Here is a 16,517-nt window from a genome sequence, read left to right on the forward strand (position 1 = left end):
TAAAAAAGCAATATATACAAGATAAAGCAGTTATTTCAAGTTCTAATCCAGCATAATCAAACGATATACTCATGCAACATTGACACACTAAAGAGAAAATGTCATGTTTTTCATAGAGTTATAGCGGGTACAGTGAAATTCAATATTTTTTTATTTCCAATTGAAAACCTTCTTAAAATTTTATAGAAAGGAGTTTATCTATGTCCTTACAAATTGTCGGTTTTGCTGTTGTTATACTAGCCGCTCTGCTCGTAATCGGGAAGCTTATCCGGTTGAAAATCCCCATCCTTCAAAAGCTCTTCTTACCTACGTCTTTGATAGGTGGTTTCTTAGCACTCTTATTGGGACCAGAGGTATTAGGTCGTCTAACTACAGACGGTTTTCTTGATGCTGGCTTCTTTACGGAAGATATGGTAGAAGTTTGGGCGGGTTTACCTGAGCTATTGATTAATATTGTTTTTGCATGTTTATTTATTGGATTTATCTTACCAAAACCTAAAAAGATGTGGAGGATTGGCGGACCGCAAATAGCCTTAGGCTATACAATGTCTTGGGCTCAATACGTAGTAGGTATATTACTAGCACTTACCGTGTTAAGCCCCCTCTTTGGACTTAGTCCTGCAGCAGGAGCACTCATTGAAATTAGTTTTGTTGGCGGCCATGGCACCGCTGCAGGGTTACAAAGTACATTTGAAGAACTCGGATTCTCCGAAGGTTATGACCTTGCTATTAGTTTAGCAACGGTAGGAATACTGTCCGGGGTAATAATTGGTATGATTATGGTGAATTGGGCTGCACGCAAAGGGAAATCGCAGACGTTACATCATCCCGATGAGATTTCTTTTGAACAACAAACGGGAATTCTAAATAAAGAACACCGTGAATCATCAGGTACGAAAACTACCTCCCCGCTATCGATTGAAACATTTGCATTTCATTTAGGGTTAATTGGTATTTCGATATTCATTGGTTATGTACTATTGGAAGCGTTTATTTGGCTAGAAGCTGCAACGTATGGAAGTGCGCTGGATATTTATTTATTTGAATATGTTCCTTTGTTTCCATTCGCAATGATTGGCGGGATAATTGTTCAAATCTTTATATCCCGTTTTGATCGTCATGAATTAGTTGATCGAGATACGATTAACACCATACAAGGAGTAGCACTAGATTTTCTAATTATTAGTGCCATGGCTTCACTAAGCTTACAAGTAATTGGAGCTAATATCATTCCATTTATTTTACTTGCCGTTGTTGGTATAGCTATTAATGTCTTCCTCTTCCTATATCTCGGACCTAAAATGATTCCGAGTTACTGGTTTGAACGAGGAATTGGGGATTTTGGTCAAAGTACCGGAGTTGCAGCGACCGGAATAATGCTTATGCGTATCGTGGATGCAGAGAATAAATCTCCTGCACTCAATGCATTTGGTTATAAACAAATATTATTTGAACCAATGGTTGGCGGCGGACTTGTAACTGCTGCTTCCGTACCATTTATCATCCAATTTGGTGCAATTCCTGTATTAATAGCAGTGATTTTATTAACCATTGCATTTTGGTTATTAGGTACCCTATACTTTGGAAAAATGAAAGAATCCGATTAGCATAGGAGCAACAGCATGCGTACTATTTCATGCTGTTGCTTTTTCTCATTATGGGTATCTTTAGAGAAACTTAAATTCGTATATTTCGTCACTGGATGTGCAACATTGTTATCTCTTCTGCACCTTCTTTAACAAATAATCATTATTGCAAAAAAAGAGATAATTTCAAATAAGAAAGGAGGATTGACAATTATATTAAAGTCATTTAGGGTATAGAACGGTGGAATTATACTTCCGTTTTGGAGTATGATTCCACTTTTTCTTTTTCTGCGTTTCTATGTGTCATATTTCGTGAAAAAATAACGTGTCGAGACATTTTCGCATTTCCCCTCGTAGCAAAACCATTTATTCATAGAATATAATTTAGATTCGGAGAAAGAATAACACCAAAGAATAAATAACAAACTGGAGGAAAGAAATTAATGCAGTCTTCAAATAAAAAGAAGAAGTCTTTAGATTTACCTACATTCCTATTAAGTGGCGGAGCACTTATCCTATTTGTCATCGTTGCACTCATTAATGCAGACTTTGTTTCAAATATGGTGGACACCTTATTTGGCTGGTCAGCTACTTATTTTGGAATGATTTATCAAATCGTCATACTTGGAACATTTTTTATTGCACTGATATTAGCCTTTACGAAATACGGAAAAATACGACTGGGTAATGTGGATAAGCCAGAAATGAGTACATTTAAATGGATTGCCATTATCATGTGTACTTTATTAGCAGGAGGCGGCGTTTTTTGGGCAGCCGCAGAACCACTTAGTCACTTTTTGGAGGTTCCGCCTCATTTTTCCGGTATCGAAAATGCATCTCCAGAAGCCGTTGTACCTGCACTTACCATGAGCTTTGTTGATTGGGGTTTTCTATCATGGGCTATTTTAGGGACACTCGGTACGATTGTGCTAATGTACTCTCACTATCATAAAGGGATGCCATTAAAACCAAGATCGCTTCTCTATCCAATCTTTGGAGAGAAAGTCATTTATAAAAGCGTATTTGGGACCATTGTTGACACTTTTGCCATTATTTCCGTTGCAGCCGGAACGATTGGTCCGATTGGGTTCTTAGGGTTGCAAGCTGGTTATGGAATAAGTTCTCTCACAAACTTGCCAAACAACTTGACCCTCCATATCACTATTATTATTTTACTCGTGATTGCAGCAGCTATCTCTGCAGTGACAGGCCTTCACAGAGGAATTCAATTTTTAAGCAGCTTTAACGTGATTTTAGCGGTTGCATTAATTATTGGCGTCCTGATCCTTGGCCCAGGATACTTTATTTTCAATCATTATTTGGAAGCATTTGGACTTTATGTGAATGAACTTATTCCATTCAGTACGTATCGCGGGGACGAAGCTTGGCTCAGCTTATGGACAGTATTTTTCTTTGCATGGTTTATCGGCTATGGCCCTATGATGGCGATGTTCTCCGCCCGCATTTCACGTGGACGTACCGTTCGCGAACTTGTTGTAGCAGTTGCGATTATTGCTCCTGTCGTTGCAACTATCTGGTTTGCTGTTATAGGCGGAACAGGAATCTTTCAGGAATTAGAAATACCTGGTTCCATATCCACTGCATTGAATGAATCAGGACAACCTGCTGCCATGATGGCAATTACAGAACAATTGCCGCTTGGAATGATTTTCAGTTTCCTATTTCTATTAGCCACTATCATCTTTGTATTAACAACAACCGACTCTATGTCATTAACTATATCTATGGCTATTTCCGGTAATGGACATCCGCCAAGATGGTTAAGAGCTTTTTATGCATTGGTTATGGGCTTAGTAGCTATTGTTCTGGTATCACTGGGCGAAAGCAGTATCGACTCATTACAGTCATTTATCGTAGTTACTGCAGTTCCAGTTGTATTCTTATTGATGACTACTTTTTGGACAGCGCCAAAAGCACTCAAAGATTTGTATGAGAACCATAAGAAAGAGACACTATAAAACGAAACCATGCCAGCCTTTCTTCATTGTTGAGGAAAGGCTGGTTTTTTCATTTGAATTACTCCACTTTCCTTAACATTCTTCCAGGGTCAAGATGGTTAATGTTACTTTCCGTTTTTCCATCAATCATTAATTCAGCAATAATTTTGCCTATTACAGGTGACAACTTAAATCCATGCCCAGAGAAACCGCTAGCTACAAAAACATTATCCCAGTTCGGCAGTTCTCCTAGTAATGCATGGTCATCAGGGGTATAAGCATCCATGTAGGCACTTGCTCTAACAGGGTCAGGAAAGAGAACAGGTAATAAAGCTTCTACTGATTCACTTATTTTTTCTAATTCTTTCGGATAAACGTCTCTGTTCAATTTTTCAGGGTCTTCAATAGCCAATGGATCTTTTGTATAGGAAGCTTTCACCATCGTTCCTTCTAAGGTAGGTGCTCCAGTTAATCTGAAATCTCCTCGCATCCTTGCAAAAATAGGAAACTTATCTGGCTTTGTATGGACGGGATCTTTTGGTGCGAACCACGTTAATAATAACCTTCTCGGAATTAATTTTTCCTTCCATTCTGAAATTAATTTCGATGTCCATGCACCAGTTGAAATGAGCAATTTTCCAACTTTATATGTTTTGCCATCATCCGTGATAATACTTACTCCTCCGTTTTCGGAGCTAACATGTTCCACTTTTGTAAATCTCTTTATTTCAGCTCCGTATTTCTTTGCTAAAAGAGACGCAGACACTACGGCCAACTCCGGACGGATAAAACCTGCTTCTTTATCAAAAATTATCAAATCATTATCGTAAAACGTAAACTGTGGATATCTAGTTCTAGCTTTGTCTTCTTTTAATATCTCGTGAGACAAGTTAAAATCCGAAATACTTTTCAAGATATTTCTTATCACGGGAGAGTCTTCTTCAGCAATCATCAATCCACCATTTAAGGTTAAGAGTGAATTACCGCTTTCTTTTTCCAATCCCCTCCATAATTCTTTTGCATTTTGGAGGAGTGGTACATATTCAGACCCCTCCATATAAGCAGTCCGGAAAAGACGAGATTCACCTCCTGCTGCTGTCCGATCATTTCCAAGCCCATACTGTTCAAACCCCAATACTGAAACTCCTCTTTTAGCAAGTTGCCATGCTGCCATACTTCCCATTGTTCCGACCCCGATAATACCGACTTCTGCATCCATTTCCATCCCACCCTCTTCTAATTAAAATTATATTTTGCGTCCTATCTTCATAAATAATAGCGCATCGCAAAATTGATTATTCCTATAAAAAAGTATATTCTGAAATCTATACTTATAAATGAGTTGTTTTTGCTATATTACTTTTTTGTCTAAATATTATACTACTTATGATAAAACCAACTAATGAGCTGACAACGCCATAAACAGCATATGGTACAGCCGTATCCATCACTTGAGCGACAGCTGCCCCAATGACTCCAAAGAAAATTCCGCCCATCGCCCCTTTTGCTGACAGAATGTTTCTACGTCGCAATGCAAAACCCAAAAATATCGGTACAAGTAATCCTGCAGCAGAATAAGCATAAGTTGCCTGCAACCATCCTAGAGCTTGTGGATAATACAACGATAAAAGAACAGCTACAATCACAGTTATAACAGTGAGACCTCTGGAAATTTTAACAAGTTCCCGATCTTTTACATTTTTATTAATGTAAGATTTATAAATATCGTTTGTAATATTTACTACAACTGACTGTACAGCACTACTCACTGTAGACATGATTGTAGCAATTATAAATGCCGAGTAGATTGCAAGAAACCATGTTGGAATTTGAGTTAAAAACCATCCTGCTGCAAGCTCTGAATTTTCCAATCCAGGATTTTGTGACAAAATAGCAATCCCCATAAAAGAAGCCCATATACCAGAAAGCAAACCGGCAATCGCCGCAATAATAAACCCTTTTTTTGCAGTTTTTGCATCCTTTGCTGCATAAATCCTCTGATAAGACATCTGGTTCGTAAGTGCTCCTGGAAAAATGGCAAATATCCAAAGTACTACAGTTGCCATCCCTATAGCACCCATGCCTTCGGGAAATGCTACAACATTTTCTGGAACATTAGAGACAATATTCGACCAACCGCCGCTTAAATTTAACATATAGATACCACTTATAAGAGCAAGAATAAGCATAAAACAACCAAAGATGAAATCAGTCCATGCTACAGAAGCTAATCCCCCTGGTAAAACAAAGAATAAACTTATTGATGCAAATATAATTACAAGCAGAGTAAAAGAGATCCCTGTTATTTCTGAAAATAAATTTCCAAACGCCACCAGCTGTGTACACATCCATCCGAAAGGAACAACGATGGCCAATACAGTAACGGCACTCATCATTATTTTATGATCTCCATATAACCGTTTGAAGATGTCTGGCAAAGTAGAAAAATTTTGCTTCTTAAACCAACCAGCCAGCATGACCAGTAAAATAATACCAATTGAATAAAGAAGGTTATACGTAATAGCTGACCATCCTGCACTGTAACCAATACCGACATGGGCAACAAGCACCCCGCCTCCCATTCCAGTGGCAAATTGAGTTCCTGCAATAACATACATTGGCAGAGATCTGCCGCCCACATTCCAGTTTTCAATGCCTTTCTGCCTCCTCCCAACAAGAAATGAGATTACTACGCCGATACCTAAAACGGTAATTGAACTTATTACTATCGCTACTGTAGGGCTCATCATTTTCCTCCTCCTAAATACTTCTTTTAATTTTCTTTAGGCTGTTAGATTCTTTTTGTCAAAAATGACCCACTTACCTATTCTGTATTCCATCAAAACCTATCCAAACTGAAACGTGAAAGATCAATGGATGTTTCCCCTTCTGTCAGTAATTCTGTCATTAATGTTCCAACAATTGGTGATAATGTTATACCACTATGCATCGCTGTCACATAAACCCCTTTTATTCCAGGAAGTTCATCTATAATTGGGAATCCATCTTCAGGCATTATCCGAATACCTGAAAAACAACGGACAACATTCGCCCGGGAGAGTGCAGGAACAAAATCAATTGCCATCCTTGCTGTTTGTTGAATCACGTCCAAAGTTGAACTCCTGTCGTAACCTACCTCCTCTTTCGAATAACCAATTAAAACTTCACCATTATCCGCCTGACGAATTCCGCCCAGGGTATATTTCAGAAACGGCTGCAGCGGTTCTGTTACGAGAATTTGTCCTCGAACCTGCTTAACGGGCATATCTACGCCGAGCATTCTTCCAAGTTCTTTTGACCACGGTCCTCCTGCTAGAACTATTTTTTTTGCCCGAAAACTGCCTTTCAACGTTTTCACTTGAAATATCTCCCCATTTTTCTCAATACCATGAACGGGATTATAAAAAGAACAGTGTACACCATTTTTTCTTGCTGCTTTCACATATAATTCAACAAGTCGGAACGGATTTACATTTCCATCTATTTTGCTAAATGTTGCTCCGGCTACATTTGGCGAAAGATTTGGTTCTTTTTCAAGCACCTCATCCCGACTTAAAACCTCTATTTCAATACCAGCTTCTGCTTGTCTTTCAGCAAGCCTTAGAGCAGGTTCTCTTTCAGCTTCATTAAAAAAAGGAGCTATCCCACCAGTTCTTTTATATTCCACATCGCCAATTTTCTTCTCCAGAAACGGATATAGCTCCGCACTGAACATACTTAATTCTCCATACCAGGAGGGTGTTTTACTGTGTACCCATACCCAAGCTTGTGTGGAACCGGATGTTCCTGATAAAGGAAAACCTTTATCTAGCAAAAGAACTTCATGTTTCTTACTTTCAGAAAGATGATAGGCAATACTGCTCCCGACAACCCCACTGCCAACTACAATGACATCAAATAAGTTATCCATTTTTTGATTCACCATCTTCCACTGACTCACCAAATACTGATACTACGCTGCCATCCTCGCTTTCTTGAGCAAGTGCACTCATTCTAACCATTTTTAGTGGCATACGAAATCTTGGCAAACCTATTTCATTCAAAGTTTTTCCTGTACAATCAGCGATAATTTCACTAACTGGATTAAAACAAACCTTTGATTGGCAAGGCCCCATGCCACATCTGGTAAGACGTTTAATATCATCAAATGACTCTGCTCCATTTTTTATTGCCGTTTCAATCTCATCTATATTAATTTCTTCACAACGGCATACAATAGTTGATTTATCCATTATGTATCCCCCCTTTGATGCTATTTATTTCTTCAGGTAACATCATATCCATTTTTTGATAAAAATGATTTATGATTTCAAATCTGGCTTGAAATGTTTTTTCATTTATGTCATTCTCTAAGTTAGATAATTTCTTCCATAGCTTTTTTCTAGAATCCATAGCTCTTTTTTGCCCAAGTAGTCCAATTTCTTCTAACGCACTTATTGCAGCAATTTCTCCTGTTAACAGAATTGACCCTATCGACGTAATTCCTGCTGCATTTCCAGCAATATAACAGGAAGGGTTACTTGTTTGAAAACGAACATTGTACTCTGGCAGCCAACCACCAAGCTCTCTATGATAAACAAGGGTACAACCTATTATTTCAAAAGGTTCAATGATTGGACTGAACCCATTTGCTATACAAATGAGATCCGCATCAATTTCATATAATCCGTCTGGCGTATTAACAGAAACTTTTTCTAATTCCTCTTTTCCAATTGCCTTTTCAATCGTGCTATTCAAATAAAAAGGAATATTTTTCATATCATACAGCAAATCAATATTTGAACTGCCAATTTGCTTTTTGTCTTCCACAATAGCTTTTACATTTACTCCACATGCTTGAAGCTGCCTTGCTACTTCAAGGGAATAATCATTCGAACCAAGCATAATCGCATTTTTTCCGGGAAGTACTCTTTCTCTATTAATTAATATGTGAGCTGCCCCTGCTGTCATTACCCCAGGTGTTGTCCAACCAGCAAATATTTTAGCGTTCTCTGCAGCTCCAGGAGCAATTATTTTTTTACGTGATTGGATTTCAAACGTCTTTTCTCCATCTGTAACACCAATATTTCCATTCTGATAAGCGCCAATCATAATATGTTTTTTCAGAACCTTTACTTTTGATACTTCCAGTTGTTTTATTAATTCATCACTTAAAGTCGTACCACGAACTGTTTCACTATTTTCGGAAAACCGGCTAAACCGCTGCGTTTGTTGCTTTAACTGGCCTCCCAACGAATACGATTCATCAACTAATATTACCCTCGCACCTGCCTTGTCAGCAGTTAGAGCCGCTTTCATCCCCGCAGGACCGCCGCCTATAATTAATATGTCAGTTTCCATCACTTTTCACCTCTCACACCAGGGTCACTTTCATTAGAAAAAACCTTCATCCCTTCTTCTACTAAGGTAGTACAACTAAGTACATGATCAAGTCCATCTATCGTCACGAAACAATTCATACACCTTCCGTTCCCGCAAAACACCCCTCTTGCTTTAAACAACTTTCTGCTTACACCCAGTTTACGAATACCATTTGCCATTAAAGCAGCCGCAACAGTTTGTCCTTTTTTTGCTTTCAAAGGTTGATTATTAAAATAAAAAGTAACCTCTTCATTACTTTTTTCGCCAAGTATCGGATGTTCAATGATTTGCATGGGCAGCCTCCTTCATCATCTATTGATTTCAGAAACGATGAAACGCTTCAAATGATGTCCTCTATGAAAAGGTAATAATACAGTTTATTATAATTTGGAGAATAATATTATCACTTTATAGATATGATTTATTTACATCATTAAATGCAGCTTGTTAAAAAGCCTTTTTTCCATTATTTATAGAAGAATAGCCATCTATTATTTTTAATAATATGCTTATGCACTCCGTTAATCTGATATTATCGTTTATTAAAATAATATGAATCGGTGTATATGAATAAACAGGGTTGGTATACCTTATATACATGTCATACAAAAATAAACGATTTGGATATTATGTATTGACCGAACCAACCTTTTTAGAAAGACAGAAAGAAAATCATAGAAAATATAGATTCAAATATATCAAAAACAAAAAATTACACAGTATTTACATTCTATTTATCCTTTATTAACGTTCATCCCCTACAATGAGGTTAGGTTCAATTTTGAAGGAGGATGATGGAATGATTAAAAAGCTTGGAGTGGCAGCGTTGAGTGCAGGATTGATTTTTTCAGGAGTCAGTACTACAGCAGCTAGTGCGAATGGAAACAATCAAATGAATAACGATGGGGAAATGGGTAACGAAGCGAAGAATATTATTTACATGATTCCAGATGGCTTTAACGCAGATTATGCAACGAATTATCGACACTTCAAGGGAGAAGATGCAGTATGGGATCAACATCAACAAGGCTCGTATACTACATATTCCGCTGATTCCAATATTACAGATTCCGCCGCAGCAGGCACAGCAATGGCATCCGGAGTAAAAACCAATAATGGCACCATTGGAATCGATCCGGAAGGCAACACACATCAAACCATTTTAGAAGCATCCCAAGATAAAGATATGGCAACTGGTCTTGTTGCTACTTCCACCATCACGCATGCAACGCCAGCTGCATTTGGTTCTCATGTAGAAGATCGGGGGAACGAAACAGAGATTGCCCGGCAATTAATAGATAATGAGATTGATGTTCTCCTCGGCGGCGGTAAAAATAATTTCCTTCCTGAATCAGAAGGCGGGAACCAGGAAGAAGCCAATGTGCTTCAGCAAGCAGAAGCGCAAAATTATCAGTTTGCAGAAAATAGAAATCAATTATTAGAAGCAGATATCGATTTAGATAACGAAAATTTACTGGGTTTATTTGCAGATGATGCGATGTCACCTGAACTGCATCGTAACGCAGAGGAAGAACCGAGCCTTGGGGAAATGACACAAACGGCCATTGATACCCTGAACAAAGATGACGACGGATTTTTCCTGATGGTAGAAGGAAGCCAGATTGACTGGGCTGGTCACGATAATGACGCCGCATGGGCAATGACAGATGTAGCTGCTTTTGAAGCTGCTGTTCAAGAAGCCATTGATTTTGCTGAAGAAGATGGTAACACGCTGGTTGTTGTCGGCGGAGATCATGAAACAGGCGGTATGACTGCAGGTGCCAATGGTTCAGGATCTGCAAATCCAGACATGCTTCACAGTGTAACAGCAACCGGTGAAAATATAGCGGCAGAATTAAACGAAGAACGCTCAAATATAAGTGAAGTGGTTCAAAAATATACAGACATGGAATTATCAGAAGAAGAAATTCAATCGATTCAGGAAGCAGAAGACCCTAAAATGGCCATCAACGCAGCCATCAGTACAAAAGCAAATGTCGGATGGACAAGCACGAATCACACAGGAGTGGATCTGCCTGTTTACGCATATGGTCCAGGAGCCAATCAATTTACCGGATTTCATGATAATACCGATTTACCAAAACTGATTGCGGCAGCTGCTGGAATAGAGTTCGGTGAAGAAGTCAGTCAAAATCAATCGGATAACGATGTGTATACCGTACAATCAGGCGACACGCTCTTTGATATTGGTCTGAAATATAACTATTTATGGACAACATTACAAGAAACCAATTATTTTCCAAATCCAGATTTGATTTATCCGGGAGATCAAGTGAAACTACCTTAAGTGAGAGTCTTATAATCAGTTACATGCCGATAAATTGACAGATACAAATGCTTAGATTCTTCAAAAACCCCTGTGCTGACGCAAATGCACAGGGGTTTCCATATCTTGCACTGCATGTTAAAAGCAGATCCATATTTCCGAAAATCAATGCCCTCTTCGCAAGCGCATTTCGTACTTGTTCGCCAGAAATGTAAGCAGCGAACAGATAAGCCAATACATTAATGCCGCCGCTGCGAAAGCTTCCAGATAACGGAAACTCATAGCACCGATTATTTTTGCCTGCCCAAAGATATCTACTACACTGATCAAGAATGCCAAAGACAATGCCTTAAGAATAACCATATACGAATTGATAAAATCCGGCACCGCTTCTACAAATGCCTGTGGTATAATCACACGTCTTAAAGACTGGGAAAAACTATACCCCAATGAATACGCCGCTTCTATCTGTCCATTGCTTACGGACTGAAAGGAACCTCGTATAATTTCTGATTGAAAGGCAGAGAGTGTCACTGAAAATGTCACAATCACAATAATAACAGGCGGCAAACTGTAAGGATTAAATTCTATCCCCACCAGCGATAAAAGAAACTGTATCACAGCAGGTAACGCATAATACGTGAGATAAAGCATAATGACCATCGGTGTCCCTCGTAAAAAGGATTTCACAATGGTGATAAGTGTTGTAAGTATTGGAACTTTCAACCGTTGAATCAGCGCAATGACTCCTCCAAGCAGTGTTGATAAAACCAGAATAATGACTGCTAATCCCAATGTTTTAGGAACCACGGTTAATATATCGAAAAAATCAGCTACAAGCACATCAATTTCAAACAAATCCGATCCCTCTTCCTTTTATTATTCATGATCCAAAAGTATTCAGTCCATAACGCTTCATTCGTTTTTCTAATAAACGGACAATAAAATCAGTTGTTAAGCAGATTGCCCAGAATATAAGTGCAATCGTTAAATATATTTCAATCTGATTGGACCCATACGTCGTAGAAATGAGTGTATTCGCATATCCCATCATATCCATGACGCCAATTGTAAAAATGAGCGAGGTATCATGTATTAAATATACAATCGCATTTCCCCATCCAGGAAGCGCAATCGGTATGACTTGCGGAATAATAATTCTGACAAGTTTCTTAAATGGTGAATATCCTAAACTATCTGCCGCTTCATGCTGACCACGGTCCACAGCCAAATATGCTGGCCGCAATACTTCAGACATATATCCAGCATTATAAAAGGTTAAAGCTACCACAGTAGCTGTGATTGCACTGATATCGCTGATATTGATGCCAATAAACGACAAAAGAAATGGTATAGCATAATAGACAAGAAATAATTGCAGGACAATCGGCACGCTTCTGGCAAATGAAATATACATTTCCATTAATCGGCTAAGAATAAATATTTTTTTCACTCGAACGATCGTTACAAATACACTAAAAAATAACCCAAGTACAGCAGATATAATAATAATGAATACAGTTATATGTAGAAGACTTAAGAATTCGGGCAGTATTTCTAACATATACATAAAATCCATAATAACGGCAACCCTTCTATTTATTGATACGGATGGCGTAACACCTGAAGGAAGACTTCTTTTCCTCCAAGCGCCGGTTCAAAATCATTTCCGTAAAGTACAAATTTTTCCTAGAGGCTGTTCAAAAGGTCACCGCAAGACAGAGAATCCGATTGTTTTTTCTTATAGCATATAAATGACGTACTCAAAAGAAAAAATACTTTTATTCATACTCAAATATATCTTCATCAAAATATTCTACGGATAGCTCTGAAAGCTCGCCTGACTCTTTCAATTCTTTTAAGACGCTGTTCACTTCTTCTACTAATTCCACATTTTCTTCTTCCTCATGAAACATAAAATACGTAGGAGTAACGTCTACCGGCTCTGTTTCCCGGATATCCAGATTTTCATTTTCTATAATTTCATTCTGGCCTACATTGGAAGGATGAATAAAAACATCGAACCTGCCTGCCTCTACCTGTTTTAAGATATCTGCATACGAAAAGGCAGCATCTGACGGGGTAAAATCAATTTGATAATTCGGATTTTCTTCATTCCAAGTCATCAAGAAATTGAACACACCACCTGATGGAGTCGGATGATAAATATCCTTATCAACTAAATCTTCCATGCTGTTAATATGGACATTATCCCCCATCGTATTGGCATAGATTCTCATAAGGCTGAAGCCATTGCTTTCTTCCGGGACTAAATACTTGTCCTCCCGTTCTGCTGTTTTAAACAGGCCTTGGGCGATCATGTCATACTTCCCTGTATCCAGCCCGACTTCTGCAGCACTGTCTGCTACGCCAACCATTTCAAATTCATAATCTTCCAATTCTTCATCTACTAATCTGATAACGCCGGGCTCATACCCTTGCAATTCGCCATTTTCTTCCCAGCTTAACGGCTTCGATGTCGGCGGAACGGCTACGACCACTTGCCGTACTCCCGGCTCTGTTGCACCTTCACTAGATGGCTCATCATCATTTCCGCATGCGGATAACAACAAAAGAAATCCTATAAATAGGATGCATCCTGTTTTTTTTATCATGATTTATTGCCCACTTTCTGTTTCTGTCGTCTGCTCTTCATCACGATAAATACTCCTTAAGAACTCTCTTGTACGTTGATGCTCGGAATGTTCAAAAATTTGTGAAGGAGGTCCTTCTTCGACAATATTTCCCTTATCCATAAAAACAACCTTTGTGGAGATCTTTTGCGCAAAGCTCATTTCATGCGTTACCAACAAAATCGTCACCCCCGTTTTTGCTACCGTTTCAATCACTTTCAATACTTCACCGACCAGCTCGGGATCAAGTGCGGAGGTTGGTTCATCAAATAAAATCACTTCTGGCTCTAAAGCTAAGGCACGAGCTATACTGACCCGCTGCTGTTGACCGCCGGATAGTTGGGAAGGATACACATCTTTTTTATCTAATAAACCTACTTTTTCTAATTCTTCTATACTCTTGTCATAAGCCTCTTTCTTCTTTTTCTTCTGAACAGCTATTTGTGCGTCCATCACATTTTCCACAACGGTTTTATGTTTAAATAAATGAAACTGCTGAAAAACCATTGCTGATTTTCTGCGCAGTTGAAGGATATCTTTCTTATGAACCGACTTATAATCCAGTTTGATATCTCCAATGCTTATCTCGCCATCTTCCGGTTTTTCTAAGTAATTAATGCATCGTAACAAAGAAGTTTTCCCTGTGCCACTTGGACCAATAAATGTCACGACATCTCCTTTATTAACATCTAAGTCTATCCCTTTTAAAACCGCATGATTTCCGAATGATAGCTTTAAATTATGAACCGTTAACATCGTGTAGTCTCTCCCATTCAACCAATCATTGATAATGTATTTCTTGCATGTTACCTCTGCTTACCTCTACGTTTAAAATCATAATTTGATGTTTCTGATCTTAGTTTTTTATTCCATTTCACTCTATACATCGTCATAAACCAACTACATATCCTTCATTAACGTTGGACGGACAGGGGTTTGTGCACGCTGCAGGTGTGGTTTGAAGTCTTCTCCTAATTCAGAAGCAAAAATCTCGTTCAGGATTGGCTGACAAACACGCCCCTGGCATGGTCCCATCCCAACCCGGTTACGCATCTTCACACCAGGAACAGAATGCGCACCCTGGTAAATCGATTCTTTAATTTCCGATAAATAGACACCTTCACAACGACAGACAATACAGTCTTTCACGATAATACCCCTTTCTCATTTTGTTGCTCCTCCCAATACTGGCGCATTTTCTGGCGCCCTTTCTCTATATTCGGGAGAAAGTGAATCGGCGAACGTTCACGAGCTTCTTCTACATGACGCATAGCATCTTCTTTTGGCAAGAGTGGTTTCTTATCAAGTGATTCAGCTATTGACGCTGCAGCAAGCTTCCCTTGAGCAATTGCCACTTTCGCACCCTCTATACCAGTAATATTGCCGGCCATGAATAAACCGGGTACAGAAGTGGTTAAATCTGGACCATGCAGCGGAACTGTCCCTCCAAGTTCCGGAATATCAACCATCGGACAGCACGCCACTTGTGCAAGGTCTACTAATGGATATAAACCGGCAGAGAGGCACACTGTATCTACAGCAATTTGCTCTGTTTCTCCATTAGGTTCGCCGTCAATCGTTACTGGCTGCAATGTCACAGATTCTACGTTTCTATCTCCCTCTATACTGACAGCTGCTTTACGGATATATGCCGGAACGCCTTCTATTTTTAATAGATTAAGGCTCAAAGCACGGGTTGCCAGACCGCTTAACTTCCCTGTTGCTAAACGTCCCATCATCCGGAGCAGGGGATTAGGAGCCAGATCTGCGGCTTCACCAATTCTTTTGACACTTTCTACCGGAGAAGATAGATGTTTGTTAATCGCTGGAGATGCAGGAGGTAATACAACGCCTGCCACATCGATACCGGCCTGTTTCATCTCCATCACAACGGATAGGGCAAGCGGATCTGCACCGACAACCAGGACACGTTGACCAATCGCTACTTTATGTACATTTGTAAATGTTTGGGCAGCTCCGACACTGAAAACACCAGGTAATGTCCATCCCGGAATCGGCAGTGCTTTTTCTGCTGCTCCAGTAGCAAGTAATAAGGCATCTGATGTAATGAACTTCTCTTCCGTGCCAGAGAGTTTGATATGCCAACGGTCTGTTACAGTCCATGAAGTTACCCCGCAAAGGATCGAAACCCCCTGCCTCTCTGCTTCCTGCACTAATTCATAGGCCTGCTCTTTTCCATCCCAATGCCTCTCATCACGAGGTGCTTTCCGGTCTTCATATAATTGGCCGAGCAGCCTGCCTCCAGGGCGGTAATATTCATCGATAACGACCACAGAAACTCCTGTTTTGGCTAAATCGATTGCTGCAGATAGCCCTGCCGGTCCAGCGCCTACAATGGTTACATGGCATTTCACGATTCATTTCCCTCCCTGCTCAAGTCCGATACCGTATTCACATTCATTCCTTTTTGTAATGGTGTCAGACAGGTTCTAACATTTGATACGCCGTCCACTTCGGCTCGACATTCAAAACAATGCCCAATGCCGCAATAAACACCACGCGACTCACCTGTTTTATCATCCACACGGATGGAACGAATTCCATTAGCCAGCAGCGCACTCGCAATCGGTTCGTTTTCATATCCGTATAATTCTTCCTTATTAAAATAGAAGGCTACCTTCTCTTTTTCTTGCTCTGATTCGTTTAAACGATAGGATACCGACACTATCTT

At 39.4% G+C, this 16,517-nt stretch carries 16 protein-coding genes; 3 read left to right on the forward strand and 13 right to left on the reverse strand.

Going from position 1 to position 16,517, the window contains the following annotated elements:
* The first annotated feature begins 200 nt into the window (after positions 1 to 200).
* Together ACFQ19_RS15985 and ACFQ19_RS15990 are read left to right on the forward strand one after the other, a co-directional pair.
* Entirely contained in the window at positions 201 to 1,607 is a 1,407-nt protein-coding gene (locus ACFQ19_RS15985) for a sodium/glutamate symporter (RefSeq protein ID WP_379593628.1), read from the forward strand.
* A gap of 422 nt (positions 1,608 to 2,029) precedes the next feature.
* A complete protein-coding gene (locus ACFQ19_RS15990; RefSeq protein WP_379593629.1) occupies positions 2,030 to 3,565 on the forward strand; it encodes a BCCT family transporter in 1,536 nt (511 codons plus the stop codon).
* 58 nt (positions 3,566 to 3,623) lie between these two features.
* On the opposite strand, the gene solA is transcribed toward ACFQ19_RS15990, so the two are convergent.
* From solA to ACFQ19_RS16020, 6 genes are all read right to left on the reverse strand, one after another.
* Complete coding sequence (solA, locus tag ACFQ19_RS15995; protein WP_379593630.1) at positions 3,624 to 4,769, reverse strand: N-methyl-L-tryptophan oxidase; 1,146 nt, start codon at positions 4,767 to 4,769, stop codon at positions 3,624 to 3,626.
* A 106-nt stretch (positions 4,770 to 4,875) separates the two neighbouring features.
* Positions 4,876 to 6,294 carry a sodium:solute symporter family protein gene (locus tag ACFQ19_RS16000; protein ID WP_379593631.1) on the reverse strand — a complete coding sequence of 473 codons (1,419 nt, stop codon included), beginning with the start codon at positions 6,292 to 6,294 and terminating at the stop codon, positions 4,876 to 4,878.
* Positions 6,295 to 6,383: 89 nt separating this feature from the next.
* Positions 6,384 to 7,454: an NAD(P)/FAD-dependent oxidoreductase gene (locus tag ACFQ19_RS16005; RefSeq protein WP_379593632.1), complete on the reverse strand. Its 1,071-nt coding sequence runs from the start codon at positions 7,452 to 7,454 to the stop codon at positions 6,384 to 6,386.
* The gene (locus tag ACFQ19_RS16010) at positions 7,447 to 7,776 is read right to left on the reverse strand and encodes a (2Fe-2S)-binding protein (protein ID WP_379593633.1); all 330 of its coding nucleotides are present in this window, start codon (positions 7,774 to 7,776) and stop codon (positions 7,447 to 7,449) included. The genes ACFQ19_RS16005 and ACFQ19_RS16010 overlap by 8 nt, the downstream gene beginning before the upstream one ends.
* Positions 7,769 to 8,884 carry an NAD(P)/FAD-dependent oxidoreductase gene (locus ACFQ19_RS16015; RefSeq protein WP_379593634.1) on the reverse strand — a complete coding sequence of 372 codons (1,116 nt, stop codon included), beginning with the start codon at positions 8,882 to 8,884 and terminating at the stop codon, positions 7,769 to 7,771. The genes ACFQ19_RS16010 and ACFQ19_RS16015 overlap by 8 nt, the downstream gene beginning before the upstream one ends.
* A complete protein-coding gene (locus ACFQ19_RS16020) occupies positions 8,884 to 9,198 on the reverse strand; it encodes a (2Fe-2S)-binding protein (protein ID WP_379593635.1) in 315 nt (104 codons plus the stop codon). Before ACFQ19_RS16020 ends, ACFQ19_RS16015 begins: the two co-directional genes overlap by 1 nt.
* Before the next feature lie 506 nt (positions 9,199 to 9,704).
* On the opposite strand from ACFQ19_RS16020, the gene ACFQ19_RS16025 reads away from it, so the two are divergent.
* Entirely contained in the window at positions 9,705 to 11,213 is a 1,509-nt protein-coding gene (locus ACFQ19_RS16025) for an alkaline phosphatase (protein ID WP_379593637.1), read from the forward strand.
* Between the two features lie 144 nt (positions 11,214 to 11,357).
* Here ACFQ19_RS16025 and ACFQ19_RS16030 read toward each other — a convergent pair whose 3' ends face one another.
* From ACFQ19_RS16030 to ACFQ19_RS16060, 7 genes are all read right to left on the reverse strand, one after another.
* Positions 11,358 to 12,050: an amino acid ABC transporter permease gene (locus ACFQ19_RS16030; RefSeq protein ID WP_379593638.1), complete on the reverse strand. Its 693-nt coding sequence runs from the start codon at positions 12,048 to 12,050 to the stop codon at positions 11,358 to 11,360.
* Between the two features lie 25 nt (positions 12,051 to 12,075).
* Positions 12,076 to 12,771, reverse strand: a complete 696-nt coding sequence (locus tag ACFQ19_RS16035; protein WP_379593639.1) for an amino acid ABC transporter permease — start codon at positions 12,769 to 12,771, stop codon at positions 12,076 to 12,078.
* 202 nt (positions 12,772 to 12,973) lie between these two features.
* A complete protein-coding gene (locus ACFQ19_RS16040) occupies positions 12,974 to 13,807 on the reverse strand; it encodes a transporter substrate-binding domain-containing protein (RefSeq protein ID WP_379593640.1) in 834 nt (277 codons plus the stop codon).
* Positions 13,808 to 13,810: 3 nt separating this feature from the next.
* On the reverse strand, positions 13,811 to 14,581 hold the full coding sequence (locus ACFQ19_RS16045) for an amino acid ABC transporter ATP-binding protein (protein WP_379593641.1): 771 nt from the start codon (positions 14,579 to 14,581) through the stop codon (positions 13,811 to 13,813).
* Between the two features lie 144 nt (positions 14,582 to 14,725).
* Positions 14,726 to 14,974, reverse strand: a complete 249-nt coding sequence (locus ACFQ19_RS16050; protein ID WP_379593642.1) for a (2Fe-2S)-binding protein — start codon at positions 14,972 to 14,974, stop codon at positions 14,726 to 14,728.
* The gene (locus ACFQ19_RS16055) at positions 14,971 to 16,200 is read right to left on the reverse strand and encodes an NAD(P)/FAD-dependent oxidoreductase (RefSeq protein WP_379593643.1); all 1,230 of its coding nucleotides are present in this window, start codon (positions 16,198 to 16,200) and stop codon (positions 14,971 to 14,973) included. Before ACFQ19_RS16055 ends, ACFQ19_RS16050 begins: the two co-directional genes overlap by 4 nt.
* Positions 16,197 to 16,511, reverse strand: a complete 315-nt coding sequence (locus tag ACFQ19_RS16060; protein ID WP_379593644.1) for a (2Fe-2S)-binding protein — start codon at positions 16,509 to 16,511, stop codon at positions 16,197 to 16,199. The genes ACFQ19_RS16055 and ACFQ19_RS16060 overlap by 4 nt, the downstream gene beginning before the upstream one ends.
* Positions 16,512 to 16,517 lie beyond the last annotated feature (6 nt).

Origin of the sequence: Oceanobacillus locisalsi, from assembly GCF_042675985.1 — a bacterium.
GTDB lineage: Bacteria > Bacillota > Bacilli > Bacillales > Amphibacillaceae > Oceanobacillus > Oceanobacillus locisalsi.

What these genes read in the sequence shown, in the direction of transcription:
- solA (WP_379593630.1), bottom strand. Translation starts at nt 4,769, where the DNA reads ATGGAAATGGATGCAGAAGTCGGTATTATCGGGGTCGGAACAATGGGA.
- ACFQ19_RS16000 (WP_379593631.1), bottom strand. Translation starts at nt 6,294, where the DNA reads ATGATGAGCCCTACAGTAGCGATAGTAATAAGTTCAATTACCGTTTTA.
- ACFQ19_RS16040 (WP_379593640.1), bottom strand. Translation starts at nt 13,807, where the DNA reads ATGATAAAAAAAACAGGATGCATCCTATTTATAGGATTTCTTTTGTTG.
- ACFQ19_RS16020 (WP_379593635.1), bottom strand. Translation starts at nt 9,198, where the DNA reads ATGCAAATCATTGAACATCCGATACTTGGCGAAAAAAGTAATGAAGAG.
- ACFQ19_RS16010 (WP_379593633.1), bottom strand. Translation starts at nt 7,776, where the DNA reads ATGGATAAATCAACTATTGTATGCCGTTGTGAAGAAATTAATATAGAT.
- ACFQ19_RS16005 (WP_379593632.1), bottom strand. Translation starts at nt 7,454, where the DNA reads ATGGATAACTTATTTGATGTCATTGTAGTTGGCAGTGGGGTTGTCGGG.
- ACFQ19_RS16015 (WP_379593634.1), bottom strand. Translation starts at nt 8,884, where the DNA reads ATGGAAACTGACATATTAATTATAGGCGGCGGTCCTGCGGGGATGAAA.
- ACFQ19_RS16035 (WP_379593639.1), bottom strand. Translation starts at nt 12,771, where the DNA reads ATGGATTTTATGTATATGTTAGAAATACTGCCCGAATTCTTAAGTCTT.
- ACFQ19_RS16045 (WP_379593641.1), bottom strand. Translation starts at nt 14,581, where the DNA reads ATGTTAACGGTTCATAATTTAAAGCTATCATTCGGAAATCATGCGGTT.
- ACFQ19_RS16025 (WP_379593637.1), top strand. Translation starts at nt 9,705, where the DNA reads ATGATTAAAAAGCTTGGAGTGGCAGCGTTGAGTGCAGGATTGATTTTT.
- ACFQ19_RS15985 (WP_379593628.1), top strand. Translation starts at nt 201, where the DNA reads ATGTCCTTACAAATTGTCGGTTTTGCTGTTGTTATACTAGCCGCTCTG.
- ACFQ19_RS15990 (WP_379593629.1), top strand. Translation starts at nt 2,030, where the DNA reads ATGCAGTCTTCAAATAAAAAGAAGAAGTCTTTAGATTTACCTACATTC.